Origin of the sequence: Acidovorax sp. A79, assembly GCF_041154505.1 — a bacterium.
GTDB lineage: Bacteria > Pseudomonadota > Gammaproteobacteria > Burkholderiales > Burkholderiaceae_C > Acidovorax.
On the sequence record NZ_AP028672.1, the window covers coordinates 1,816,428 to 1,837,310 of the forward strand.

A 20,883-nucleotide genomic window follows, 5' to 3' on the forward strand; every position below is an offset into this window, starting at 1 on the left:
CCACGTTTCAACAAACGAGGGCAGCAATGCAATCCCACCCATCCCCCAGTGCACACGCGTGCACACCCCATCTGCCTGACGGCGCCCGCCACGCAGGCACCGTCCTCGACGAGGCAGGCCAACCGCAGCACCGGCTCATCCTGCTGGCCGCGCGCCCCGACAAGCGCATGAACTGGCAAGACGCCAAGGCCTGGGCCACCAGCGTGGGCGGCGACCTGCCCAGCCCGCAAGAGCAAGCCCTGCTCTTCGCCAACTGCCGCGATGCGCTGCCCAAGGCTTGGTGCTGGTCGAACAAGACGCACGAGCAAGACGCCTCCTACGCCTGGTGTTGCGCCTTCTACGACGGCCACCAGGACTACGGCCACAAGAGCTACGAGGGCTCGGCTGTTGCCGTCCGCAGATTACCCCTTGAGTCCTTCAGTTCTTCTGACGACACCAGTGCACACGTGTGCACAGCGCCCGCCGCGCCATCCGCCGAAGTCACCAAGGCCATCGCGGCACTGCGCAAGCGCCTGCACCGCTGGGAGCTGGAGCACCTGCGCAAGCACGCCGCCGAACTGGCCGACAAGCTGGAGCTGGCTCAAGAGCGCATCGAAGGCCTGGAATCCGAAGTAAGCCGAGCATGGGACACCGCGGAGAGCTGGCGTATGGACGCGATGGACCTTGTCAACGACCTGCAGGAAGCGGGCAAGGAAGTGGGGCTGACCATGGGCGGCGCCCTGGTCGTGATGGAACCTGATGACGGGGTGCCCTTCTGATGGCCGCGCACCGCATCTACACCGCCCTGCGCCGCGTGCTGGGCCCCTGCAACGCCTACCGCATCGCGCGCGCGCTGGCAGCGCCGGGAGCCCGCCCATGAGCGCCCCCATCCAGCTCATCCGTCTGCGCAATCGCCGCACCCGGCACCAGGGCCTGCGCATCGCAGCACGCATCGGCATGGGCGCCCTGTGCGCCGCCGTGTTCCTCACGGTCTTCGCCTGGGTGTACCTGCACCTGCCCCGCTAGCCAAGGCCCGCCATGCCCACCACCAGCACCTTCACGCTGCACATCCGGGGCCAGGTCACCAGCAGCGTCTGTCGCTACACCCGCCACGGCGTGCCCGTGGTGGAGCTGGAAATTGCAGACAAAGCCAGCGGCCAAACCGTGTGCATCACCCACCACTACCCCGACCGGGGCAGCGCCAGCTGCATGGCAGCGCGCTCCCTTGCCGCCCGCATGCGCGGCCAGCTGGCCGACCTGCAGGCCATCAACCCCAAGTTCAAAGCCAAGCGCCTGGAGTGCGAGGCCGACCTGATCAACCCCAACCCCACAGGCGCGACACGCGCAGACCTCGAATGAGCCACCACACCCACGTCATCGGCCTCACAGGCCCAGCAGGCAGCGGCAAAGATACCGTTGCAGACCTGCTCACCACCCACTGCGGCGCCCACAAGCTCGCGTTTGCAGATGCCCTGCGCGGGGAGATTGTCGAAGCCTTCTGCATCGAGCACATCTACCTCACCCGGCGCGAGACCAAGGAGCACCCGCTCAGCGCCCTGGCGCTCGCCCGCTGCCTGGATACCGCATTTGTCGGCCGCATGCTCATCCAGCACCAGCTGTTCAACGACAGCCAGCTCGACATGGATGCGCCCCGAAGCCCGCGCCAGATCATGCAATGGTGGGGCACCGAATACCGCCGCGCAGCCCAGCCCGGCTACTGGGTCAGCAAGGCCGCGCAGCACATCCGCTGGCGCCACCAGGCCATGCGCGACCGGCTGATCGTTATCACGGACGTGCGCTTTGAAGACGAAGCCAATTTGGTGCGCGCCTTGGGCGGCCAGATCTGGCAGATCAAGCGCCCAGGCTGCGATGTGGGCGCCGCCGCACACGTCAGCGAGGTGACGGGCGAGGCATTCACACCCAACCTGGTCATTAACAACAGCCACGACATGCGCCACCTGCAGCAGCTCGTGCTGGGTGGCTGGGCGGCAAAGGAATGGGGCGTGCCAGGTGTGCGCGTTGAGGTGCCAGCATGAGCCGCGCCCGCACCACCCGTGGCACCGACAGCATCACGCTGGCCAAGCCCAACGAAACCAGCGTGCACATCCTGCGCCGCAAGCCCGAGCCACTGCGCCAAGCAGGCTTGCACGACATCGCCACCACCAACGTCTCGGGCAGCGGCAAGGTGCTGATCAGCCCGGTGCCCAGCCAGGCAGAGCTGCAGGCCCGCCGCAAGAGCGAACGCCTGGAGGCCGCCACCACCTGTACCCCCGTGCGCAACAGCACCATGCGCGGCCCTGCCTACACCTGCCCCGAGCTGCGCAGCAACCCCCACCGCCCAGGCAGCACAGACGCGCTGCGCCTGCCCAGCCTTTCCAGTTTCCCCAACCCCTCCAAACGATAGGAGTGCTTCCCATGTCCCTTTCCACCATTCGCTTTGCCGACCTGCCCGCCATGGGCCAACCCCTGGAGGGCGGCACCTTCGCAGGCATCACCACCCATGCAGACGGCAAGCACTACGCAGAGGTCCTGCTGTCCGACCAGGGCAGCGACCTCAACCACCAGCAGGCCGTGGACTGGGCTGCAGGCCTGGGCGCCGCCCTGCCCACCCGCCCCATTGCCGCCCTGCTGTTCGCCAACGTGAAGGCCCTGCTGCGCCCCGGCTGGCACTGGCTGCAGGAGACCGAAGGCGCCTCCTACGCCTGGTATTGCTACTTCGGCAACGGCACCCAGCTCGACGACCACAAGAGCTACGAGGGCTCGGCTGTTGCCGTCCGCAGCATTCCCCTGAGTGCTTGAGTCCTTCGGTCCTTTTTTCTTTTTGAGTCAACCATGAACACAACCACCAACACCCACATCCAGCTGGCCGCAATCGCCATCGAACTGGCACCAAGCGAACGCTACTCCGGCACGGTGCTGGACGAAACCGGCCTCGTACTGCACCACCTCAGCCTGCTGCCAGCGCGCCCCGATGTGCGCAAGAACTGGGACGACGCCAAGGCCTGGGCCACCAGCGTGGGCGGCGACCTGCCCAGCCCGCAAGAGCAGGCCTTGCTCTTCGCCAACTGCCGCGATGCGCTGCCCAAGGCCTGGTGCTGGTCGAACAAGACGCACGAGCAAGACGCCTCCTACGCCTGGGATTGCTACTTCAACTACGGCGACCAGGGCTACGGCCTCAAGAGCTACGAGGGCTCGGCTGTTGCCGTCCGCAGATTGATTCCTTAAATCCTTCAACCCTTTGATTTGAGCCACCCACCCATGGCCTTGCACACCAAATTGCCCATCTACCGCACAGGCCTGCAGCTGCTGGAGCTGGCCCACCGCGTGCAAGAGCAGATGCCGCGCGGCATGAAGCGCACCGTCGGCGAGAAGATCGCCCAGCACTGCACCGACATCCTGGAGTTGATGGCGCTCGCCAATGCATCCCAGGACACGCGGGCGCACTACCTGCGCGAGCTGCTCAAGCACCAGCGCACGGTAGAGGTACTGTTGCGCGTCAGCTTTGATGCGCAACGCGTCTCGCCCAAGCTCTGGGCGCAGTCGGTGCAGATCCTGGGCAGCATCGGCGCGCAGGCCGGTGGGTGGCTCAAGACAGCCAAGAACAGGGCGCCAGCAGTATGACGGTCAAGGCCCTCATGCCCGTGCGCACAGTGAATCTGGTCGCGCCGCTGGGCCACAAGCCCACCGACAGGCACACCACGGATACGGCCGCGCCAGCGCGCGGTGCGTCCGGTGCAGCCACCCCGCTGATCGGCCACGGCCTTCGGCAGAGTGGCCTACATAGCGCGACGGTTGCGCCTCCTACGCCTGGAATTGCAACTTCAACAACGGCAACCAGAACAACAACCACAAGAGCTACGAGGGCTCGGCTGTTGCCGTCCGCAGATCCGCACCTGTTCGGCCTGCTGGTGCAGGCCTGGCTTGATTGCCGCCGCCACAAGCGCAACAGCGCCAGCGCGCAGGCCTTCGAGGCCCAGGCCGAGCACAACCTGCTGCAGCTGCACGACGAACTGGCCAGCGGCACCTGGCAGCCAGGCCGCTCCATTTGCTTCGTCATCACCCGGCCCAAACCGCGTGAGGTGTGGGCCGCACGATTTGATGACCGCATCGTGCACCACCTGCTCTACAACCACATCGCCCCGCGCTTCCATGCCCGTTTCACCGCCGATAGCTGCGCCTGCATCCCCGGCCGTGGCACGGCTTATGGGGCGCGCAGGCTAGAGGGGCAGGTGCGCAGCGCTACAGCCAATTGGAGCCGCCGCGCCTACTACCTCAAGTGCGACCTGGCCAACTTCTTCGTGAGCATCGACAAGGCCGTGCTGCTGGCCCAGCTGAAGCGCCAGGTACACGAGCCCTGGTGGATGTCGCTGGCCGAGGTCATCCTGATGCACGACCCGCGCGGCAACGTAGAGGTGCACGGCACCGCCCGCGAACTGGCCCGGGTGCCTGCGTACAAGAGCCTGTTCAACGCGCCTGCAGACCATGGCCTGCCCATTGGCAATTTAAGCAGTCAGTTCTTTGCCAACGTGCTGCTCGATGACCTGGACCAGTTCGCAAAGCACCGCCTGCGCGCACCGCACTACGTGCGCTATGTCGATGACTTCATTCTGTTGCACGAAAGCCCGCAGTGGCTCAACGCAGCGCACGCAGCCATCAGCGACAAGCTGGCCGGCCTGCACCTGGCCATGAACCCGCGCAAGACCATCCTGCAGCCCGCAGAGCGCGGCATTGACTTCGTGGGCCACGTCATCAAACCCTGGCGCCGCACCACCCGCCCGCGCACCCTGGCCACGGCACTGCAGCGCATCGAGCACATGGACCCCGCCGACACCTATGCGGCAGGCAACAGCTACCTGGGCCTGGTGCGCCAAGCCACCCACAGCCACAAAGAACGCGCCGCCCTCTGCCGCGCCCTGCTCAAGCGCGGGCATGCGGTCGAAGGCCTCCACCTCACCCAAGCATTTCGCAACAAGAAGGGAGCCAGCCATGGCAACTGAAGCACACGACACCGTTACCTACCCTCTGCCCACCCCGGGCGCAGGCCCCCAGATGCGCATGGTGGAGGTGGCCCTGATCGAGGAGAGCCTGACCAACCCCCGCAAGTATTTCAACCAGGACAAGCTGGGCGAACTGGCCGACAGCATCAGGGCCAGCGGCGTGCACCAACCCATCTTGCTGCGCCCACTGCCAGGCAGCCGAGTGCCCGAGACCTTCGGCTTTCGCCGCAAAGACGCGCCCCTGCCCGCCTACGAACTAGTGGCCGGCGCCCGCCGCCTGCGCGCCTGCAAGCTCGCCAAGGTGGCCGAGGTGCCCGCCATGATCCGCGAGCTGACAGATGACCAGGCGCTGGAGATCCAGCTCATCGAGAACCTGCAGCGCGAGGACATGAGCGAGCTGGAGGAAGCCGAGGGCTACCGCGCCTTGATGGAGCACAGCCACCTGACCGTGGAACAGGTGGCAGAGAAGATCGGCAAGGGCGACAGCAAGAGCAAGGGCAAAAGCTATGTCTACGCCCGCCTCAAGCTGCTGGACCTATCCCCCGAGGCCACAAAGGCATTGCGCGAAGGCTTGATCGACGCCAGCCGCGCCCTGCGCATTGCCCGCATCCCAGACGCCAAGCTGCAGGCAAAGGCCCTGGCAGAGGCATCGCGGAAGAACTACCGCGGCGACCCCGCCATAGGCGTGCGCGAGTTTGAGGGCTGGCTGCAGCAAAACGTCATGCTGCGGCTGGACACCGCCCCATTCAACATCACCACCATCGATCTGGTGCCCGCCGCTGGCAGCTGCAAAGAATGCCCAAAACGCACCGGCGCAAACCCTGACCTGTTCGCCGATGTGAACAGCCCAGACCTGTGCACCGACCCCGCGTGCTACCACGGCAAGGAAGCCGCCCACAGCACCGCCCTGCGCGCCCAGGCCGAAGCCAAAGGCATGCGCGTGATCGAAGGCAAAGAGGCCAAGGGCATTGTCAAGCTGCAATCGTGGGACGGCCACGGCAACACGCTTGACGGCTATAGCAGGCTGGACAGCATCCGGCACGATGTAACCCACGAGAAAGACCGCGCAACACTGCGCGAGCTGCTTGGCGACAAAGGCCCCCAGCCCGTACTGATCGAGCACCCCACCACCAAGGAGTTGATCGAGGCCGTGCCCACCGAAGAGGCCGAGGCAGTGCTGGTGCAGCGCGGCGTGCTCAAGACCACGATAAAGCAGATCAACCTGGAAGAGCGCATCAGCCAGCTCAAGCAGCAGTCTGCCCACCGCCAAGCCCGCGCCGCCGCCACCGCACTGCAAAGCGCGTTGACCCAAGCCGCCCTTAAATCGCCACAGCCCGCCAAAGTGCTGGCCGATGCCGAGCTGCTGCGTGAGTGGCTCAAGCTCAAGATCAAGGATCTGGACCAGGACGATCTGCACACGGTGTTCTCGCTGGAGACCATCGAAGACGAAAACTACCAGGACACCGAGGACCGCGCCACGGCCCGCATTGACCGCGCAGCTGACGGCGAGGTGCGCAACTACATGCTGGCCTGGGTGATCACCGAGAACGCCTACCGCTTCGGCGGCGACGACGGCATCCCCCTGGTGACAGCCGCAGCCCGCGCCCTGTGCATTGACGCACATGATGTAGAAGCCCAAGCCGTCGCCCGCGAAAAGGAGGAGCTGGCCGAGTCCATCGCCAACCTGCGCGCAGCCGCCAAAGCCCAGGCCAAACCCGCCAAGACTGCAGCTCCGAAGGGTGCTTCTACCCCTAACCCCGCTGCGCAAGCTACTACTACGCGCGCGGGAGACATGACCAAAGGTACCAAGGGCAAAACCACCCCCGCTGCGCAGGCCCGCGCTACCGCGCCCAAGACCACGAAAGCCCAGGCCAGCGCCCAGATCGCGGCCGAGCTGGCGGCGCTGGAGGTCCATAGCCAGGCGCCTGCGGCGCAAGGCAACGAAGCACCGGCTGTCCCTATCGGGCAGCCGGTGGACACGGCGGTGCCCAAACTCAAGGCCGGCGCTGCTGCCAAGGCCCAGAACAAGGCGCCTGCGGCGCAGGGCAACGAAGCGCAGCCGCCCCTAGGGGGCGAGGCTGCGCCCGCTACCCCTGGCCAGGACGGTGCAGGCGCGAAGACAGGGGCCGCAGTGGATGGGGGCAGGCTTGCGCCCGATGTCAAAGTGAAGATCCTGCCCAACGCACGCGGCCCCAAGCAGGCCCCACACGTCGGCAAGGTGGGTCATATCGTGCGCGGCATCAATCCGCTGACGTGGGAGGTGTCCATTCCCCGCGAAAAGCGCTCCGTACCCTGGGTGGTGACCTTCCATGTGAGCGAGCTGGAGGTGGTGGAATGATCAGCAAAGCCCTCAGCATCCGCCAGCCCTGGGCGTGGCTCATCACCATGGGCTACAAGCCCGTGGAAAACCGCACCTGGGAAACTCTCTGGCGCGGCCCCGTGGCCATCCACTCCAGTCAGGTGATGACACGCGCAGACTACGACGCCTGCGTGCTGTTCCTGATCAGCCACCCCGCCCTGCGCCACATCATGGAAGCACTGCCAGCGGCCGGAGATCTGCCACGCGGCGGCATCGTCGGCCGCGCGGAACTGGTGGCGTGCACACGTGCGCACGAATCCCCCTTCTTCACCGGCCCCTTCGGCCACGTGCTGCAGGGCGCCGAGCCCGTGCCCTTTCAGGCCTGCAAGGGCGCGCTGGGCTATTTTCGCCTGCCGCAGGGGGTGGTGCTGTGACCCTTCCCAAAGACATGGAGATCCTCAAGGCAGCAGCTGCTGCAGCTGGCTTGCGCATCAGCAATTGGCGCTTAGCTGGCGGCGCCTATGTGACAAGCGCCACCAGGCGCGCGCCCTTCCGCTGGGACCCGGAGAACGACAGCGGTCAGGCATTGGAACTGGCAGCGCTGCTACGCATGCCCATCTGGTACGAAGAAAGCGCAGTCGTGGCCGATCAGCGCAAGTGCGGAGATCTGGGCTGGCGTGTGGAGTTCGGCCTGCATGACGGGCACCGCGACAGGGCGACGCGCCAGGCCATCCTCAAAGCGGCAGCCAAACGAAAGGCGATGGCATGAACCCGACACAGCACCCTTCCAACAACCGCGTGCTGGGCGCGCCTGCTGGCTGGGATCACAGCCAGGCGCCGGTGCATGCGCTGGCCATCACTGACACGGTGCTGCAGGGCGCGCCATGCATTGCGTCCTTCTGGCGCCCCGACGCGGCCGAGCTGGCGGCCCTGAATGCAGGCGGCCTTGTCATGCTGCACGTCATCGGCCGCACCATGCCGCCCGTGGCCCTTGCAGTCACGGTTCCCGGAGGGCCCGCAGCATGACCCACGGCCGCAAGAAACCCCGCATGGCCCGCATCAGCCCTAACCCGGTACTGCTTGAGCTCAAACAGGCCACTAGGCTGACCCCGGCCGAAATCGCCGAGGTGATGAAACCCGCGCGCCAGTGCCTCAAGTTCGTGCGCGAGGGCGTTTCCACACAGATGCAGTTCGAGGTGCTGCAGTCCACCATGCTCATCGCCGAAGGCATCGAGCACAGCGGCATCGTGCGCGGCCTGGCAGACCACATCGCCAGCGCCCTGCAGGCCTGCAGCGCCATCGAGGCCCGCGCCGTCACCTCGGGTGCATGGAAACAGACGGCCCTCCACTTCCAAGAGCTAGACGCCCTGGCCACCGCCGTGGACCTGCATGAATTCCAGCTCCAGCAGATCAGCGCGGGCGAGCTGCACCGCATCGTGAACCACATCAAGGCCCGCACCGCCAGCACCGGCGGCAACGTGGTACGCGTCTCCGAAACCGACCTGGCCTTGATGGCTGCGTGAAGGATCACCCCATGACCACCCTCCTCCCCCAGGCCGACCGCATGATCCGCGACGCCGCTCAAAACCTCATCCACCTGGCCGCGCTCCATGGCGTTCTGCCCACGCTCGAAACCCAGCCGCGCCAGCCCCTGGCCATGGGCAACCACGGCTTGCGCCTCACCCTGCGCCCCGTGCGCCACCCCGACCCCGCAGCGGCCGACAAATGCCGCGCCCCGCACGTGCTGGAGAAGCTCAGTTACCACGAGGGCGCCCGCTACGACATGAGCCTGGAGGAGTGCCTGAGCCTCTTGGCCGACGGCTGGAAAGAGACGCCAGGCCGCTCCTACACGCAGCTGGTGCTGCAGCTCACCGAGTTGCTCGCGGCCGCGCCGGCTCAGCCCTACTGTTGGAGCGATTGCAACGCTTACACCAAGGGTATCGAGGGCGAGCTGCAGGCCTTGCGCAAGAAGGTGGCCACGTATGAAGCAAGAGATGCATTGGGATTGATCCCAGCCACCGGAGTTAAGCCATGAGCTACTGGCAAGGCAACGGAAAAGCTGCAGGGTACAGCCGAGAGGTAGAGGCGGCACTCAATGCCGTGCGAGCCGCCGAATCGGCGCTACTGGCGACTATGCAAGCTGCGTATCCCAAAGACAGCGTCGTGCGAGTGGTTCACTACCGTGGGCAGTTCTTTGGCACCGTCCTTGGTCACGACACCACAGGCACGAGGATCTGCGTGCGAAACAACCACACGGGCAAGACCAGCAAGTGGTGGGCGGCACACGTGGAAGTGTTGAATCTCGCACAGCATGAGGAGTCCACCTGATGCCCGTCTACGTCGATGACATGTACCTATCGCCAGCCGGCCAGTTCGGCCGCATGAAGATGTCCCACATGCTGGCCGACACCGACGACGAGCTGCACGCCATGGCCGACAAGATCGGCGTGGCCCGCCGCTGGTGGCAGAGCCCAGAGAAGACCAGCGGCAGCCACTACGACATCGCCATGGGCAAGCGGGCCCAGGCCCTCGCCGCCGGCGCCATCGCAATCACCTGGCGCCAGGCCGGCGCCATGAACACCCGCCGCCGGGTCACGGGCGAGCTGGGCGACCCCGCCACGGCCGAGGCCTGGGTGCAGCAACACATGGCCGCCAAGCGCGCCGCCAAAGGAGAAGCGCAATGAGCCTACTTGCTCAGATGGTGCTGATTGAAAAGTACGGCCTGCGCGTGGACCTGGAACGCTTGGCCGAGATCCTGGAGACCACCCCGCCCAACATCCGACGCAAGATCAGCGAAGCTACTTTCGAGATCCCGACGTACGTGGACGGCGGCAAGCGATGGGCCGATATCAGGGACGTGGCGGACTATCTGGATCAACGGCGCCAACAGGCCCGCCAGGCCCATGGTGCAGGTCTTCAGGCCGCAGCTGCGCATAGCGCTTGAGGTTGTTCCAGCTTTTATGACCACTCACCAGCGCCACGCGCGGTATGTCGAAGCCCTGTTCAAACAGGCGCGATATGCCCTCGTGCCGCAGGTCATGAAAATGCAAATCAGGGATGGCCAGCGCCACGCACGCATCCCGAAAATACTTGCTAAGTGTCTGCTCGTGAACAGGGAAGATGCGCACTTCATCCTCCACCCTGGACTGGGCCTGGATCAATTCCCATGAACCGTTGAGCAGCGGCACCCACTGATCGTTGCCAGCCTTCTTGCGCGGGTCTTTGCGATCACGCACCAGCACCAGCTTCTTACCCTCGTCCAGGTCACCCCAAAGCAGCCGGACAACCTCACCCCGCCGCATGGCCGTGGCCACCGCAAAGCGCACCACGTCGGCGTACACCTGCCCCCTGTTCGCCTGCAACCACTCAACTACCCGCACCAGTTCATCCTCTGTGGGCCGACGCTCCCGCTTGCCGCCACCCCCTATCAAGTGCATGTGTGTGAGCAGCGGCCTGGCCTGGCCAACCACGTCGGGCAGATTGACCTTCAGGTGCACACCAGCCAGGCGCATGACGGTGCCCAGCTTCGAGATATCCATATTGATCGTGTAGACGCCGGCACCATCTTCGTCCTTGCGCCCCTCGGCATAGGCCACCAGGTCAGCGGGCGTCAGCCGCGCCGCATCGAGCTGCCCCAGGCGCCGCGATAGAGTCTTGAGCATGTAGTGCTCGTTGGATGTGTCGGCAATCGGCCGCGACTTTTCACGCAGCTTGCGGTAGGTATCTATCAGGTCCGACACCAGCACCACCCGACCCAACACAGTCTTGGGTGCCAGAACCTGGCCACGGTCAATGTCCGACTCGATACCCCGTGCCCAGGCCTGCGCCTGCGCCTTGGTGGTGAAGGTCTGACAGTATGATGGGTGCCCCTTGCGCCTGATCAGCGCACGCCACTTGCCGCCTACTTGAATGATGCTTGCCATGTGCAGTGATACGTATCGATTGCGGTATCACCGACAGAATGATGCAGTGATACAGCATCGTACAGCAGCACTATAGAAGCACAGTAATTGGGCGCTAGAATCTCCCCCATCTCCTCGTAGTTCAATGGATAGAACGAGTGCCTCCTAAGCGCTAGATACAGGTTCGATTCCTGTCGAGGGGACCAATTACCAGTCCGGAAGCGTCCACACGCTTCCGGACTTTTTTATTTTCCCTTTGAAAACAGCATCTTAGCCGTCCATGGCAGTCCAAGGCAATCCACAGCCATCTGCGCAACCTGGGGGCACATCTGGGGGCATCGTTCGCCAGAATGGGGGCACATTTATAGATGCCGGTGCCCCCAGGAAGATGCCCCCACCAGCAGCGCATTGAGAAAAAACACTTGCTCGCGCTTGGACGGTCGGCAAACCCCTCAAAGCCTACAAACCCCACCAGTCAGCCCCGGCGTGCAGGCTGCAAAACCGGGCCGCAGCCCTTTTCACTTGCTCGCGCTTCGACGGTCGGTAAACCCTCCAAAGCCTACAAACCCCACCAACCCGCACAGCCTGCAGGTCTGCGAATCGGCCCGCTGCTTTTTTCACTTGCTCGCGTTTCGTCGGAAAAAAACCCTTCAAAACCCACCAAACCCTACCAAGCGCCTCCAGTCGGATGGCACACTGATACTGTGTTTAATCACAGTTTTCTGGCGCTAGCCAGGGGCTGCACGGTATCCATGCCCAAACGAATCCTCGAAAAAACCTCTCTGGAAGTCTCCCGCCTGCGCAGTGACGGCTCCTACGCCGTTGGCGGCGTGTCGGGTCTGTATCTCAAGATCGAAGGCGGCTCGCGCGCCTGGGTGCTGCGCTATGTGCACAGTGGCCACCGCCGCCGCATGGGCCTGGGCAGCTATCCGCTGGTCGGCCTGGCTGAAGCCCGCGAGGCTGCCCGCAACGCCCTCAAACTGCGCCTGGGCGGTGTTGACCCGCTGCAGGCTCGGCAGGCCCAGCGCGAAGCGGCCCGGCTGGCCATGGCGCGGCAGGTGCGCTTTGATGACGCGGCCGAAGCGTTCATTACCGAACACGAAGGCACATGGCGCAGCCTCAAGCATGCGAAGCAATGGCGCAGCACCCTGGCCACCTATGCATTCCCCCACATCGGGCACCTGCAGGTGGCAGACATTGGGCAGGCCCACGTGCTGCAGGTGCTGGCACCTATCTGGAAGACCAAAACAGAAACGGCCTCACGGCTGCGCGGCCGCATCGAGCAGGTATTGGACTGGGCCACGGCCCATGGCCACCGCACCGGCCCCAACCCTGCCCGATGGCGCAGCCAGCTCGAACACATCCTGGCGGACCCGAACAAGCTGGCGCCGGTCAAACACCACGCGGCCGTGCCTGTGGCCATGCTGCCGGGCACCTACCAGCGGCTGCTGGTCATGGACGGGCAAAGCGCCCGCGCGCTGCGCTTTCTCATCCTCACGGCCGCACGCTCGGGCGAGGTGCGGGGCATGGTCTGGAGCGAGGTCGATCTGGAGGCCGGTCTGTGGACGGTGCCCGCCGAACGGATGAAGTCCAACAGGGAACACCGCGTGCCCCTGTCGCGCCAAGCGCTGGAACTGCTCAGGGCACAGCCACGCATCCCTTCGGTCGAGCATGTGTTCCCGTCCAACCGCAAAGGCCCGCTGTCCGATATGGCCCTGACGGCCTTGATGCGGCGGCACGGACTGGCAGCGGTGCCCCATGGCTTTCGCTCAACCTTCAGGGACTGGGCCGGGGAGATGACGCACCACGCGCGCGATGCCGTGGAGCTTTGTCTGGCTCACGCGATAGACACCCGGACCGAAGCCGCCTACCGGCGCGGGGACATGCTGGAAAAGCGGGTGGCCATCATGCAGGACTGGGCGGACTACGTTGTTTCGGGGGATGGCCCGCAAGCGGAGGTGGCCCCATGAAGATGAACTGCCCTCACTGCGAGTGCGTCGCGCGCCTGCATTCGCTCCACGCTGCTGGCCTTTTGTTCAGAGAGTATGTCTACTGCTGCTCGAATCCGTACTGCGGGCACACCTTCATAGTCCGCAGCGAGGTTGGGTACACCCTCACACCTTCAAAAATACCGAATCCGAACGTGCACATTCCGATATCGGTGCGCGCACGCAAGCGCCGGGAGAACAAAGAAAAGCGTGAAGCAGCAGCCGCCGCCGCTCCAAGGATATGAACTGCATCCACTACCACCGTTGCTCGGAATATCGACACCGAGCAACCCTCAAGGGATACTCACAGCTTTGTTCAAAGGAGAACTGAAAATGAACGGAGTTGTTTACGATCCACCCCGCGCCGGCCTGCCTTATCTCGCTGTCGTCCTGGACAACAATGGTGAAGTAGTTGTTGCACGCTCTGTGCCCAGTGTCGCCGCTGGTGAAGCACTGATCCAGCAGACCTTCGCAGCATTTGCTGCCGACCGTGGTTTAAACGTCCAGGTGAAGTAATCCAACTTTGGATGAAGAAGGCTCCTTCGGGTGCCTTTTTTTGCTTTGGGTTGCATCAGTGCGAATCGGCCTGCTCGGACGTATTCGAGAACTCCGTCAATAGTCCAGCCTTTCAACCCAAAGCCCGGTCTCCCCAAAAAAGCGCGAAGCAGCCTCCACCACTTCGCGCTCTTCTCGCCTGACCCCTCGCCCTACAGGACCACCTCCCCGCTACGCTGCACCTTGTGAATCTGCGCAGGCGTCAGCACATCCTGCGCCGTCAGCGCCCCCAGGTCGAACACCCCCAGCGCCTCCACCTGCGGCCGCGCCCGATATTCCGGCAGCCCTTCGGCCATCGCCTTGAGCCCATCGAGAATGAACGCCCACCGCGCCGCCATCATTTCCTCGCGCAGGGCCGCAGAGCTGGGCGCGCGCCCCAAAGAATCCTCGTGCGCGCTGGTGCTACAAGGCGCATGCGCCGCAAGCGCCATGGCCCTGGCCACCGCTTCCCCGGCCTCTTGCAGCACCTTGTAGCCCTCGGCCCGCGCGTGCGCCGTATAGGCCCGCTCATACGCTGCCGCATAGGTGTGCGCCTGCCTGCTGGCCTCGGCCGCGAGCGCCTGCAGTTCCTTGGCTCCTTTGGCCTGCGCCACCCGCATCACCTCAGCCATGGCCTGCGCATCGTTCTTGCGGTTGAGCGCACTGCGCGTGGCTGCATCGCTGCTCTCAAACCCAGCTTCGGAGAACGCCTTGTGGAACGCATCCGAAGCCGCATCGGCTTCCGCTTCCGCCGCCTTGATCTTGCGGCCCAGCAGCTCCTGCGCGGCCTTGGCATGGGCGAACCTCGGGCCTGCATCGTTGTCGTAGGCCGTGCGCGCGCGGGCCAGCTCGGCCAGCGCTTCGTGCAGCGCAGCCTGGGCGCTGCGGGCGTGGTGTTGAACATCAAACGTCATAAGTCACTCCTTGTGGACTGGGGTTAAAAAAACACGCGTGAAGAAAGGGTTGAAGGCGGCGCGACCGCAGGCTGTGGCGGTTCCTCTGGGGCGAGCCACTGCGCAGCGCCGCAGCCCTCCAAATGCCTGCGCGCCACCTGCTGTGCGGCCGGGGTCAGTTTGGGAATCAGTGACCGCATGGCCTCGCGCAGGGCTTGCAGCTCGCTTTCGGAGTTGCCCTGCCCGGCCTGCATCGCATCGATGCGCGCCTGCAGCGCAGCGGCCGTGCGCGTGGCCATGTCGAGCTGGGCCGCGAGGCGCTGCACCTGGGCCACGCTCTCGCGCTCCTGCGGCGTGGCGGGCACTACCGCGCGCAGCGCCTGCAGCTCGCGCTGGCGCTTGAGCCGGTGCTTGCGCTGCCGCTCGGCATCCGTCATCGGGGTTGGTTTGCTGGTGCCCATGGTCAGTACGGCAAAGGGCAGAACAGATGGCAGCGCTGCAGCATGTCCTTGTGCGGCGTGTACCACTCGGGAACGCCCGGCAGACGCCCCTGCGCGGCCATCGCGCAATTGCCCTTGCGCTGCAGGTGGTAGCAGTCGCGGCAGCGGTGGCGGTCATCCTCCAGCACATCCACGGCCGCGGCCGACAGCAGCGCGAGCAGGCCGGGTTTGTGCGCCCTGATTGCCTCGCTGGTGGGTTCGTCCAGCCACACGGCGGGCCACACCTGCAGATTGCCCTCGGCCGTGGCCGACAGATGCAGGCCCTTGTGGCGCAGGCGTTCCAGCAATCGGGCAGCGGTTTGGTTGTCGCTCATGCCGCCCCCTCAGAACGTGGCCACGTCGTCGGCCGCAGGCTTAGCCTCGGCCGCAAGGTTCCGGCTTGCCGACTGGTGCACCGCCCAGTGCAGCAGCCCTGCCCGGTGCCCGATGCGCACAAACCTTTTGCCGTCCACGATGCGCCCCTGCATGCGCTCTATCCAGCGGCCCAGCATGCGCGAATTGATCTTTCCGGCCTGCCCTGCTATGTCATCCATGGCCATGGCCAGGAGCGCATCGGTATCGCTGCGCCGGATGGCGCCGCCCACAGTCGTTTGATCCGGGCCAAACGCTGCAAACCATGCCTCCACCAGTGCGCGCAGCTTGGTGGTTTCCGGGTCTTGCTCGAAGGCGCGTGCAGCGGCTTCCATCGGGTCGGCCAGCGTAGGTAGGCCCTGCCCTTCGGCCGTGCCTGCCAGCGTGGCCACCTGCTGCGCCAGCCAGCAGATGGGCTGCCGCACCAGATCATCCCAATGTTCAAAGCTGGCCGTGCGCCCCTTGGCCATCTTCGGCCGTCCTGCAGTGATGTAGGCCCGAACAATGGTCAGCGCCGCCACCACGTAGGCGAGGCGATCCGTCTGCACCATCTGCGCGGGGTCGAACGAGAAGTCCCGCGTATAGGGTGTCTCGCTCTGCGCGTCGATGCGCGCCGTCAGCACCCTTCGGCAGGTGTCCGACGTCATGCGCAGGTTGTTGCCCGTGGCGATGAACAAGGCCCGGTTGGGCAGCGTGATGGTTTCGCTGCTGCCCAGCACCCGGTCGGCGAACGTGGGGGCGGTCAGGAAGGCATCGAGCGAGGCAGAGCCCAGCGGCTCGCGCACGTTGTCCCAAAGGACGACGCGCTGCCCTTCGCGCAGCACCGCAAACAGGCGCTTGCGGGTTTCCTCGTCGGTGTCGGCTGGGGGCAATATCGAAGGCTCCGAGCCCATGGCCAGGATGCCGATGCAGCGAGCCAGCAGAGTCTTGCCGCTGCCTGCGGCCGGGGCATCGAAGCCCACGCCCGGTGCAGTCGGCAGGCTGGCGCGCAGCGCGGCCGACAGCAGGCCATGCAAGGCCACGCCGTTGGCCACCGCATCCACCAGCGGGAACAGGGCCAGGGGCGCCCACAGAAAGCGCAAGGCTGCCAGGGCGTCAGCCACGCTCGGTTTGACCGGCACGCGGGGCGGGTTGGGGTGTTCGCTGTAGAACAGCAGGCCCGATGCCTCGTCGTGGCCAGGGCGGTCCAGAATGCTGCCGTCGATGCGCAGCGTAGGCGCCGTGACCACCGCCACCAGCTTCTTGAACCCTCGCTCGCCATGCTTGGCCAGGATGGCGCGGGCCACGCTCAGAGGGGCATCTTCCGGGCCTTCCTCGGGTGCTTCCTCGCCATCGGCCTTGCGGCGGTGGCGCATCGAATAGAACTCGCACACCCGCCCCATGTGGTCGGTCAGCCAGTCGGGTGTCACCGGCCGCGCCTTGCCGTCGCTCACATAGGCCACGGCGCCTTCGCCATAGTCGAACAGCTCGCCCCTTTCCTGCAGCACGGCCAGGACGGCATCGGTCGTGGCCACACGCATGCCCCGCCCCACCTGAATGCGGGCGCTCTGGCGCAGCAGCTCGAAGCGCATGCCGCCGTGGCGGTGGGTGAACAGATAGGGCCGCTGCCCGCTCTTGAGGTTGACCACCGCCACGCGCGTATCCGTGTCCGGGTCCAGCGGGTCGGCAAACTGCGCGTTGTGCCAGCGCTCGGGGCGGTCGAGAATCTCGCCCACCGAAACGGGTTTCCCCTGCTCTGCCGTCAGCACGAAGTCGCCCATCAGCACCCGCTGGGCGCTGGCGCGCTGCAGCACGTCGCGGGCCTTGTCCACGGGGATGCCCCGGCGCTTGGCCAGGGCCGGGGCGTTCGTGGCCACCCAGCGCTCGCGCTGGGCGGCGCACTGGCCCGCGAGCTGCTGCCGGGCCGCTTTTTTGAGGGCCTGGGCCTGCTTGTGGGTGTCGGCATCGTGCGGGATCAGCGCGAGGTCGAACAGGGCCAGCGGGTCGCCAAAGATGCGAGGGGCCGCGTGCGGCCGCTGCAGGCTTTTGCCCAGCAGCGGCGGCGCGCAGAAGTCCAGGCGCTCGGGCTGCCACACGCTGGCATCGATCAGGGTGCGCTCCAGCGCCTGCCCTGCACGGCCTACATCGAACCAGCCATGGCCTGCGGCCCACAGCAATTGCACCAGGGCACGCCCGGCCTCGGGGATGCGCGAAGCATCGCGCACGGGGATGTAGAGGCGATGCCGGGTCAGCGCAGACAGCTCGCGGCCGTCAGCAGTGCACACGCCAGCGGAACAGCTCGGGCGCCAGAGCATGGGGGCATCGGCCAGAGCCGGGCAGGCTTCTATCAGGCGCTGGCGGAACACATCCGCAGACAGCTCGCCATCGGGCGCGCCGTCATGGTCGAGCATCATCACGCCGGGGCCTATGGGGTAGGCAAAGTGCCTGCGGGTGCGGGAGATGGCGCCGGGGGTTTCTGCCACTTCGCGCTCGGGCACGATGGGCACCGGCTTGCCCATGCTGCCATCGCACACGCCCCAGCTCGTGGCCTGTGCGGGGTCCAGGGTTTCCAGCACATCGGCCAGTTCCTGCAGGCCGTGCGCAACCGTTCGCACCGCGCCGCCGCGCATCATGTTGGCGGCGCTTTCCTTGTGCAGCGTGCCATCGGGGGCCAGGGTCAGCACCTTGGTGAGGCGGTCGGGGACCGTGGCGGTGAAGACGGTGAATTGCAGGGCAGCCGTGGGTGCTGCGGCAATCGCAGCGGGGATGGCTGGATGGATGGTTTTTGCCGCGCCCGTGCTTGGTGCGCTGGCCTTCTTTGTTGCCATGGTGGGGTCGTTTTCTAAAGCCGGGTGGCGGTGAATTGGGGGACGGTGTGGACGCCTTCGGCGTGGGCCATGTCGGCCACCATCGGGAAGACCTGCAGGCCGCAGGCGCTGGCCTTGCGGGCCAGCTCGGCCGCGGGCTGCCACTGCGCGGGGTCGCGGGTGTCCACGAACACATGCAGGCTGCGCAGGCCACAGGGCCAGCGGGCATGCGCGAGCAGCGCGGCATCGGGCACGGCCCACACGGGCATGCGTGCGGCCTTGGCGATGCGCAGGGCCGGGGCGATGCCCACGGCCATGCCCATCACGCGGCTGGTGCTGTCTGAAGGGGCAAGCCGGGCGCACGCGCCCAGCGCGGGGCCAGCCTTGCCGGTCAGCTTGATGGGCGCTGGCACGGGGGCCAGCGATCCATCGGCCGCAAGGTAGATGCGCAGCAGCGCCACCGCGTGGGGTACGGGCGCGCCTTGCAGCCCTCGCGGGTAGGTGTCCACCTCGAACAAGGCCAGCAGCGCGGGGAAGCGGCCCAGGCACACCGGCTTGCGGTCGGCCTGCATGTGCCAGTAGTCGAGCGCGGGATGCAGGCGCAAGGCGGCTGGCGATGCGCCCAGCGCCACGCCGCTGCGCGCAAGGTAGCGGCCGGCCGCATCGTCGGCCGACACCGGCCGCGCTTCAGCCCACAGGCTGGCGATGCGCGCCCGGTTCACTTCGTAGGCGTGCCTTGCGCCTGCTGCGCTCATGGTGTGGGGCCTTCTTCCTGCACCAGCACGGCGTGCAGTGCGTCCAGCATGTCGTCCATGGCGGCGGTGCGCTCTGCCATGGCGTCGGCCAGCAGGCACAGCGCGGCGGCAAGGTTCTCGCCCGTGAGGGTGTCGGCCGCGCACGGCGCCATGTCGGCCACGGCCTCGAACGCGAGCTGGGCTTGGCACATGTGGGTGTGCTGGTCGCTGGCGTCCATCGCCAGATGGCGGGCGCGGTCGCTGGTGTCGCGGGCGCTGGTGGCCGTGCGCACGGCGTCCAGGCGCACGCCGATGGCGTCCAGGCGCTGCTCCATGGCATCGCTGTGCAGGTGCAGCAGCTCGCCCAGGCCGTCCATGTTGACAGTGGCGTGTGGGTTGGTGGCGCCTGCGGCCAACGCTGCGATGGCATGGCAGGCGCGCAGCACGGTGCGCAGGGATTCGGTGAAGTCCTGGGCTTCGAGCACCAGTTGCGGCAAGGTGGGCAGGCCCTGCGGCTCTGGTGCCTCTTTGACCAAACAAGGCTTGGCGGTGTTTGGGCATGCGGTGCAGGCGCTGCGGCGCACCAGATAGCCGTGCACCACGTGCTGGTCGAACACGTCTTGCGCCTCGGGCAACGGGAAGTTGTCGCGGCAGTTTTGGCAAGGCTTCGCCTGCACTGCCTCGCGGGCAGCGTTGTGGGTGGGCGTGTGCATGGTTACCCCTCCAGGCTCAAGGCCACGTCCAGGCCGCGCAGTGCGGCCAGGGCCTGCATCACCTTGCGGCGTGCGCGGGCGGCGTCCACGTGCGGTTGGCGCAGGTGGTGCAGCGCAGTGCCCAGCGCGTTGTGCGCGGTGGCGTGCAGCTGGATGGGGTCGGGGGTGCCCGTGTTGGGCGATGAAGCGGGCGAGATGGTGCTCGCGACAAGTGCGCGTGCGGGGATACGGTCAGCCATGTTGGCCTCCAGAAGGTGCAGTTTGCAAAAACTGCCACCCTCGACGCCAATCAGGGGCGGCAGCTCGAACAGGTTGGCGTACCGGGCACCTCCTGCGAGAACCGGCGAGCCTTGCGGCTCCCTGTCCGAGCCGCCAAAAAATGGGGCACGAACGAACAAGCCGCAGGGACTCTGCGGGAGTAACTGCGGCTTGCGTCGCAGAAAGTGCATCGGGACGCCAATCCCGATCACGCCTTTTTTTGACGTGACAGCGCAGTGTAGCGTGCGAGGGGGCTGTGGGACAAGGGCTTGCATCGTGAAGTTCCTCACGGTTGGGCGCTCAATTGCCCGGAGCCAGCGCGCTGGTGTTCCGTTGATCGGGCATGCGCATTCACCAGCGCCTGCGGGGACTGCGGCAGGTTGATGGACGGGTCGGGCTTGCCCGATGGCGACAGCGTGCGCACCGCTTCGGCCTGCACGACGAAGCTGTAGCTGCATTCCGGGTCTTCGCACTGGTAGATCAACTCGCGCAGCGTGGGCGACAGGCCCCGGCTGGTGCGGGTCTTGGTCTTGCCCTTGCAGTGGGGGCACAGGAACATCATGCGGGTGGCCATCAGATTGGCGCTCCCATGGCTGCAGCGCGTGCGGGCCGGGGCGCGCGGGCTGCACGGCCTGGCTTGACGGGTTTGGCGGGTGGTGCGGCTGGTGCCGGAGGTGTGGCGCCCACCGCAGGACGCGCGGCGATCCAGGCGTCCACCTCGGTTTCGCGCCACGCCACGCTGGTGCCGTGCAGTTGCACGGCGCTGGGGAAGTCTCCGGCCTTGACCTTGGCGTAGATGGTGCTGCGGCCAAGGCCGGTCATAAAGCACACATCGTCAATACGTAGCAAGCGCTCGCGGTACGGGCGCACATCGGACGGGCCGGGACCGGCTTGGATGGGTGTGGTTTGCGTGGCTGTTCTTTGCATGTCCCTATGGTCTTGTGTGGAC

The 20,883-nt window shown here is 66.1% G+C and carries 30 protein-coding genes and 1 tRNA gene; 21 read left to right on the forward strand and 10 right to left on the reverse strand.

The genetic code is table 11. From position 1 onward, the window contains the following. Positions 1-26: 26 nt before the first annotated feature. The 17 genes from ACAM51_RS08260 to ACAM51_RS08340 all read left to right on the forward strand — a co-directional run bounded on the left by ACAM51_RS08260 (position 27) and on the right by ACAM51_RS08340 (position 9,959). The gene (locus tag ACAM51_RS08260; protein WP_369643250.1) at positions 27-758 is read left to right on the forward strand and encodes a hypothetical protein; all 732 of its coding nucleotides are present in this window, start codon (positions 27-29) and stop codon (positions 756-758) included. 97 nt (positions 759-855) lie between these two features. Then, entirely contained in the window at positions 856-1,005 is a 150-nt protein-coding gene (locus ACAM51_RS08265) for a hypothetical protein (protein ID WP_369643251.1), read from the forward strand. A gap of 12 nt (positions 1,006-1,017) precedes the next feature. Next, positions 1,018-1,338 carry a hypothetical protein gene (locus ACAM51_RS08270; RefSeq protein WP_369643252.1) on the forward strand — a complete coding sequence of 107 codons (321 nt, stop codon included), beginning with the start codon at positions 1,018-1,020 and terminating at the stop codon, positions 1,336-1,338. Further along, a complete protein-coding gene (locus tag ACAM51_RS08275; RefSeq protein WP_369643253.1) occupies positions 1,335-2,015 on the forward strand; it encodes a hypothetical protein in 681 nt (226 codons plus the stop codon). Before ACAM51_RS08270 ends, ACAM51_RS08275 begins: the two co-directional genes overlap by 4 nt. Then, positions 2,012-2,383, forward strand: a complete 372-nt coding sequence (locus tag ACAM51_RS08280) for a hypothetical protein (protein ID WP_369643254.1) — start codon at positions 2,012-2,014, stop codon at positions 2,381-2,383. The genes ACAM51_RS08275 and ACAM51_RS08280 overlap by 4 nt, the downstream gene beginning before the upstream one ends. 11 nt (positions 2,384-2,394) lie before the next feature. Then, the gene (locus tag ACAM51_RS08285; protein ID WP_369643255.1) at positions 2,395-2,778 is read left to right on the forward strand and encodes a hypothetical protein; all 384 of its coding nucleotides are present in this window, start codon (positions 2,395-2,397) and stop codon (positions 2,776-2,778) included. 33 nt (positions 2,779-2,811) lie between these two features. Next, on the forward strand, positions 2,812-3,204 hold the full coding sequence (locus ACAM51_RS08290; protein ID WP_369643256.1) for a DUF1566 domain-containing protein: 393 nt from the start codon (positions 2,812-2,814) through the stop codon (positions 3,202-3,204). A gap of 33 nt (positions 3,205-3,237) precedes the next feature. Next, positions 3,238-3,600: a four helix bundle protein gene (locus ACAM51_RS08295; protein ID WP_369643257.1), complete on the forward strand. Its 363-nt coding sequence runs from the start codon at positions 3,238-3,240 to the stop codon at positions 3,598-3,600. A gap of 251 nt (positions 3,601-3,851) precedes the next feature. Continuing rightward, positions 3,852-4,976, forward strand: a complete 1,125-nt coding sequence (locus tag ACAM51_RS08300; RefSeq protein WP_369643258.1) for an RNA-directed DNA polymerase — start codon at positions 3,852-3,854, stop codon at positions 4,974-4,976. Then, positions 4,966-7,314, forward strand: a complete 2,349-nt coding sequence (locus ACAM51_RS08305; protein WP_369643259.1) for a ParB/RepB/Spo0J family partition protein — start codon at positions 4,966-4,968, stop codon at positions 7,312-7,314. Before ACAM51_RS08300 ends, ACAM51_RS08305 begins: the two co-directional genes overlap by 11 nt. Next, entirely contained in the window at positions 7,311-7,709 is a 399-nt protein-coding gene (locus ACAM51_RS08310; RefSeq protein WP_369643260.1) for an ASCH domain-containing protein, read from the forward strand. The genes ACAM51_RS08305 and ACAM51_RS08310 overlap by 4 nt, the downstream gene beginning before the upstream one ends. Positions 7,710-7,723: 14 nt before the next feature. After that, positions 7,724-8,044, forward strand: a complete 321-nt coding sequence (locus tag ACAM51_RS08315; protein ID WP_369643261.1) for a hypothetical protein — start codon at positions 7,724-7,726, stop codon at positions 8,042-8,044. Further along, positions 8,041-8,301, forward strand: coding sequence for a hypothetical protein (locus tag ACAM51_RS08320; protein ID WP_369643262.1), 261 nt, complete (start codon positions 8,041-8,043; stop codon positions 8,299-8,301). The genes ACAM51_RS08315 and ACAM51_RS08320 overlap by 4 nt, the downstream gene beginning before the upstream one ends. After that, on the forward strand, positions 8,298-8,798 hold the full coding sequence (locus tag ACAM51_RS08325) for a hypothetical protein (RefSeq protein WP_369643263.1): 501 nt from the start codon (positions 8,298-8,300) through the stop codon (positions 8,796-8,798). Before ACAM51_RS08320 ends, ACAM51_RS08325 begins: the two co-directional genes overlap by 4 nt. Before the next feature lie 11 nt (positions 8,799-8,809). After that, a complete protein-coding gene (locus tag ACAM51_RS08330) occupies positions 8,810-9,310 on the forward strand; it encodes a hypothetical protein (protein ID WP_369643264.1) in 501 nt (166 codons plus the stop codon). Continuing rightward, the gene (locus ACAM51_RS08335; protein WP_369643265.1) at positions 9,307-9,603 is read left to right on the forward strand and encodes a hypothetical protein; all 297 of its coding nucleotides are present in this window, start codon (positions 9,307-9,309) and stop codon (positions 9,601-9,603) included. Before ACAM51_RS08330 ends, ACAM51_RS08335 begins: the two co-directional genes overlap by 4 nt. Beyond that, positions 9,603-9,959, forward strand: coding sequence for a DUF4031 domain-containing protein (locus ACAM51_RS08340; RefSeq protein ID WP_369643266.1), 357 nt, complete (start codon positions 9,603-9,605; stop codon positions 9,957-9,959). The genes ACAM51_RS08335 and ACAM51_RS08340 overlap by 1 nt, the downstream gene beginning before the upstream one ends. 165 nt (positions 9,960-10,124) lie before the next feature. Here the strand turns inward: ACAM51_RS08340 and ACAM51_RS08345 are convergent, their stop codons facing one another. After that, positions 10,125-11,198, reverse strand: a complete 1,074-nt coding sequence (locus tag ACAM51_RS08345; RefSeq protein ID WP_369643267.1) for a site-specific integrase — start codon at positions 11,196-11,198, stop codon at positions 10,125-10,127. 110 nt (positions 11,199-11,308) lie between these two features. Here ACAM51_RS08345 and ACAM51_RS08350 point away from each other — a divergent pair. The 4 genes from ACAM51_RS08350 (at position 11,309) to ACAM51_RS08365 (ending at position 13,681) form a co-directional block, all read left to right on the forward strand. Further along, positions 11,309-11,383: transfer RNA gene (locus ACAM51_RS08350), tRNA-Arg, on the forward strand. Positions 11,384-11,929: 546 nt separating this feature from the next. Then, positions 11,930-13,147, forward strand: a complete 1,218-nt coding sequence (locus tag ACAM51_RS08355; RefSeq protein WP_369643268.1) for a tyrosine-type recombinase/integrase — start codon at positions 11,930-11,932, stop codon at positions 13,145-13,147. Beyond that, positions 13,144-13,410 (forward strand): ogr/Delta-like zinc finger family protein, encoded by a 267-nt coding sequence (locus ACAM51_RS08360; protein ID WP_369643269.1) that lies wholly within the window; start codon positions 13,144-13,146, stop codon positions 13,408-13,410. The genes ACAM51_RS08355 and ACAM51_RS08360 overlap by 4 nt, the downstream gene beginning before the upstream one ends. Before the next feature lie 88 nt (positions 13,411-13,498). After that, positions 13,499-13,681, forward strand: a complete 183-nt coding sequence (locus ACAM51_RS08365) for a hypothetical protein (RefSeq protein ID WP_369643270.1) — start codon at positions 13,499-13,501, stop codon at positions 13,679-13,681. Positions 13,682-13,872: 191 nt separating this feature from the next. On the opposite strand, the gene ACAM51_RS08370 is transcribed toward ACAM51_RS08365, so the two are convergent. The 9 genes from ACAM51_RS08370 to ACAM51_RS08410 form a co-directional block, all read right to left on the reverse strand. Beyond that, the gene (locus ACAM51_RS08370) at positions 13,873-14,613 is read right to left on the reverse strand and encodes a hypothetical protein (RefSeq protein WP_369643271.1); all 741 of its coding nucleotides are present in this window, start codon (positions 14,611-14,613) and stop codon (positions 13,873-13,875) included. A gap of 23 nt (positions 14,614-14,636) precedes the next feature. Next, entirely contained in the window at positions 14,637-15,053 is a 417-nt protein-coding gene (locus ACAM51_RS08375; protein ID WP_369643272.1) for a hypothetical protein, read from the reverse strand. A gap of 2 nt (positions 15,054-15,055) precedes the next feature. Beyond that, a complete protein-coding gene (locus tag ACAM51_RS08380; RefSeq protein ID WP_369643273.1) occupies positions 15,056-15,406 on the reverse strand; it encodes a hypothetical protein in 351 nt (116 codons plus the stop codon). A 9-nt stretch (positions 15,407-15,415) separates the two neighbouring features. Beyond that, on the reverse strand, positions 15,416-18,250 hold the full coding sequence (locus tag ACAM51_RS08385) for a hypothetical protein (protein ID WP_369643274.1): 2,835 nt from the start codon (positions 18,248-18,250) through the stop codon (positions 15,416-15,418). Positions 18,251-18,264: 14 nt separating this feature from the next. Continuing rightward, positions 18,265-18,984 carry a hypothetical protein gene (locus ACAM51_RS08390; RefSeq protein WP_369643275.1) on the reverse strand — a complete coding sequence of 240 codons (720 nt, stop codon included), beginning with the start codon at positions 18,982-18,984 and terminating at the stop codon, positions 18,265-18,267. After that, complete coding sequence (locus ACAM51_RS08395) at positions 18,981-19,676, reverse strand: hypothetical protein (protein WP_369643276.1); 696 nt, start codon at positions 19,674-19,676, stop codon at positions 18,981-18,983. Before ACAM51_RS08395 ends, ACAM51_RS08390 begins: the two co-directional genes overlap by 4 nt. Before the next feature lie 2 nt (positions 19,677-19,678). Continuing rightward, entirely contained in the window at positions 19,679-19,915 is a 237-nt protein-coding gene (locus tag ACAM51_RS08400; RefSeq protein WP_369643277.1) for a hypothetical protein, read from the reverse strand. A 305-nt stretch (positions 19,916-20,220) separates the two neighbouring features. Further along, positions 20,221-20,508: an ogr/Delta-like zinc finger family protein gene (locus ACAM51_RS08405; protein WP_369643278.1), complete on the reverse strand. Its 288-nt coding sequence runs from the start codon at positions 20,506-20,508 to the stop codon at positions 20,221-20,223. Beyond that, entirely contained in the window at positions 20,508-20,861 is a 354-nt protein-coding gene (locus ACAM51_RS08410; RefSeq protein ID WP_369643279.1) for a helix-turn-helix transcriptional regulator, read from the reverse strand. The genes ACAM51_RS08405 and ACAM51_RS08410 overlap by 1 nt, the downstream gene beginning before the upstream one ends. Between the last annotated feature and the right edge of the window lie 22 nt (positions 20,862-20,883).

Bases quoted from the DNA above. Each gene is read 5' to 3' on its own strand.
- ACAM51_RS08405 (WP_369643278.1), bottom strand. From the start codon at position 20,508: ATGGCCACCCGCATGATGTTCCTGTGCCCCCACTGCAAGGGCAAGACC.
- ACAM51_RS08305 (WP_369643259.1), top strand. From the start codon at position 4,966: ATGGCAACTGAAGCACACGACACCGTTACCTACCCTCTGCCCACCCCG.
- ACAM51_RS08275 (WP_369643253.1), top strand. From the start codon at position 1,335: ATGAGCCACCACACCCACGTCATCGGCCTCACAGGCCCAGCAGGCAGC.
- ACAM51_RS08385 (WP_369643274.1), bottom strand. From the start codon at position 18,250: ATGGCAACAAAGAAGGCCAGCGCACCAAGCACGGGCGCGGCAAAAACC.
- ACAM51_RS08375 (WP_369643272.1), bottom strand. From the start codon at position 15,053: ATGGGCACCAGCAAACCAACCCCGATGACGGATGCCGAGCGGCAGCGC.
- ACAM51_RS08265 (WP_369643251.1), top strand. From the start codon at position 856: ATGAGCGCCCCCATCCAGCTCATCCGTCTGCGCAATCGCCGCACCCGG.
- ACAM51_RS08365 (WP_369643270.1), top strand. From the start codon at position 13,499: ATGAACGGAGTTGTTTACGATCCACCCCGCGCCGGCCTGCCTTATCTC.
- ACAM51_RS08345 (WP_369643267.1), bottom strand. From the start codon at position 11,198: ATGGCAAGCATCATTCAAGTAGGCGGCAAGTGGCGTGCGCTGATCAGG.
- ACAM51_RS08330 (WP_369643264.1), top strand. From the start codon at position 8,810: ATGACCACCCTCCTCCCCCAGGCCGACCGCATGATCCGCGACGCCGCT.
- ACAM51_RS08280 (WP_369643254.1), top strand. From the start codon at position 2,012: ATGAGCCGCGCCCGCACCACCCGTGGCACCGACAGCATCACGCTGGCC.
- ACAM51_RS08360 (WP_369643269.1), top strand. From the start codon at position 13,144: ATGAAGATGAACTGCCCTCACTGCGAGTGCGTCGCGCGCCTGCATTCG.
- ACAM51_RS08340 (WP_369643266.1), top strand. From the start codon at position 9,603: ATGCCCGTCTACGTCGATGACATGTACCTATCGCCAGCCGGCCAGTTC.
- ACAM51_RS08295 (WP_369643257.1), top strand. From the start codon at position 3,238: ATGGCCTTGCACACCAAATTGCCCATCTACCGCACAGGCCTGCAGCTG.
- ACAM51_RS08325 (WP_369643263.1), top strand. From the start codon at position 8,298: ATGACCCACGGCCGCAAGAAACCCCGCATGGCCCGCATCAGCCCTAAC.
- ACAM51_RS08315 (WP_369643261.1), top strand. From the start codon at position 7,724: ATGGAGATCCTCAAGGCAGCAGCTGCTGCAGCTGGCTTGCGCATCAGC.
- ACAM51_RS08410 (WP_369643279.1), bottom strand. From the start codon at position 20,861: ATGCAAAGAACAGCCACGCAAACCACACCCATCCAAGCCGGTCCCGGC.
- ACAM51_RS08335 (WP_369643265.1), top strand. From the start codon at position 9,307: ATGAGCTACTGGCAAGGCAACGGAAAAGCTGCAGGGTACAGCCGAGAG.
- ACAM51_RS08290 (WP_369643256.1), top strand. From the start codon at position 2,812: ATGAACACAACCACCAACACCCACATCCAGCTGGCCGCAATCGCCATC.
- ACAM51_RS08355 (WP_369643268.1), top strand. From the start codon at position 11,930: ATGCCCAAACGAATCCTCGAAAAAACCTCTCTGGAAGTCTCCCGCCTG.
- ACAM51_RS08310 (WP_369643260.1), top strand. From the start codon at position 7,311: ATGATCAGCAAAGCCCTCAGCATCCGCCAGCCCTGGGCGTGGCTCATC.
- ACAM51_RS08395 (WP_369643276.1), bottom strand. From the start codon at position 19,676: ATGCACACGCCCACCCACAACGCTGCCCGCGAGGCAGTGCAGGCGAAG.
- ACAM51_RS08380 (WP_369643273.1), bottom strand. From the start codon at position 15,406: ATGAGCGACAACCAAACCGCTGCCCGATTGCTGGAACGCCTGCGCCAC.
- ACAM51_RS08370 (WP_369643271.1), bottom strand. From the start codon at position 14,613: ATGACGTTTGATGTTCAACACCACGCCCGCAGCGCCCAGGCTGCGCTG.
- ACAM51_RS08400 (WP_369643277.1), bottom strand. From the start codon at position 19,915: ATGGCTGACCGTATCCCCGCACGCGCACTTGTCGCGAGCACCATCTCG.
- ACAM51_RS08285 (WP_369643255.1), top strand. From the start codon at position 2,395: ATGTCCCTTTCCACCATTCGCTTTGCCGACCTGCCCGCCATGGGCCAA.
- ACAM51_RS08270 (WP_369643252.1), top strand. From the start codon at position 1,018: ATGCCCACCACCAGCACCTTCACGCTGCACATCCGGGGCCAGGTCACC.
- ACAM51_RS08320 (WP_369643262.1), top strand. From the start codon at position 8,041: ATGAACCCGACACAGCACCCTTCCAACAACCGCGTGCTGGGCGCGCCT.
- ACAM51_RS08260 (WP_369643250.1), top strand. From the start codon at position 27: ATGCAATCCCACCCATCCCCCAGTGCACACGCGTGCACACCCCATCTG.
- ACAM51_RS08390 (WP_369643275.1), bottom strand. From the start codon at position 18,984: ATGAGCGCAGCAGGCGCAAGGCACGCCTACGAAGTGAACCGGGCGCGC.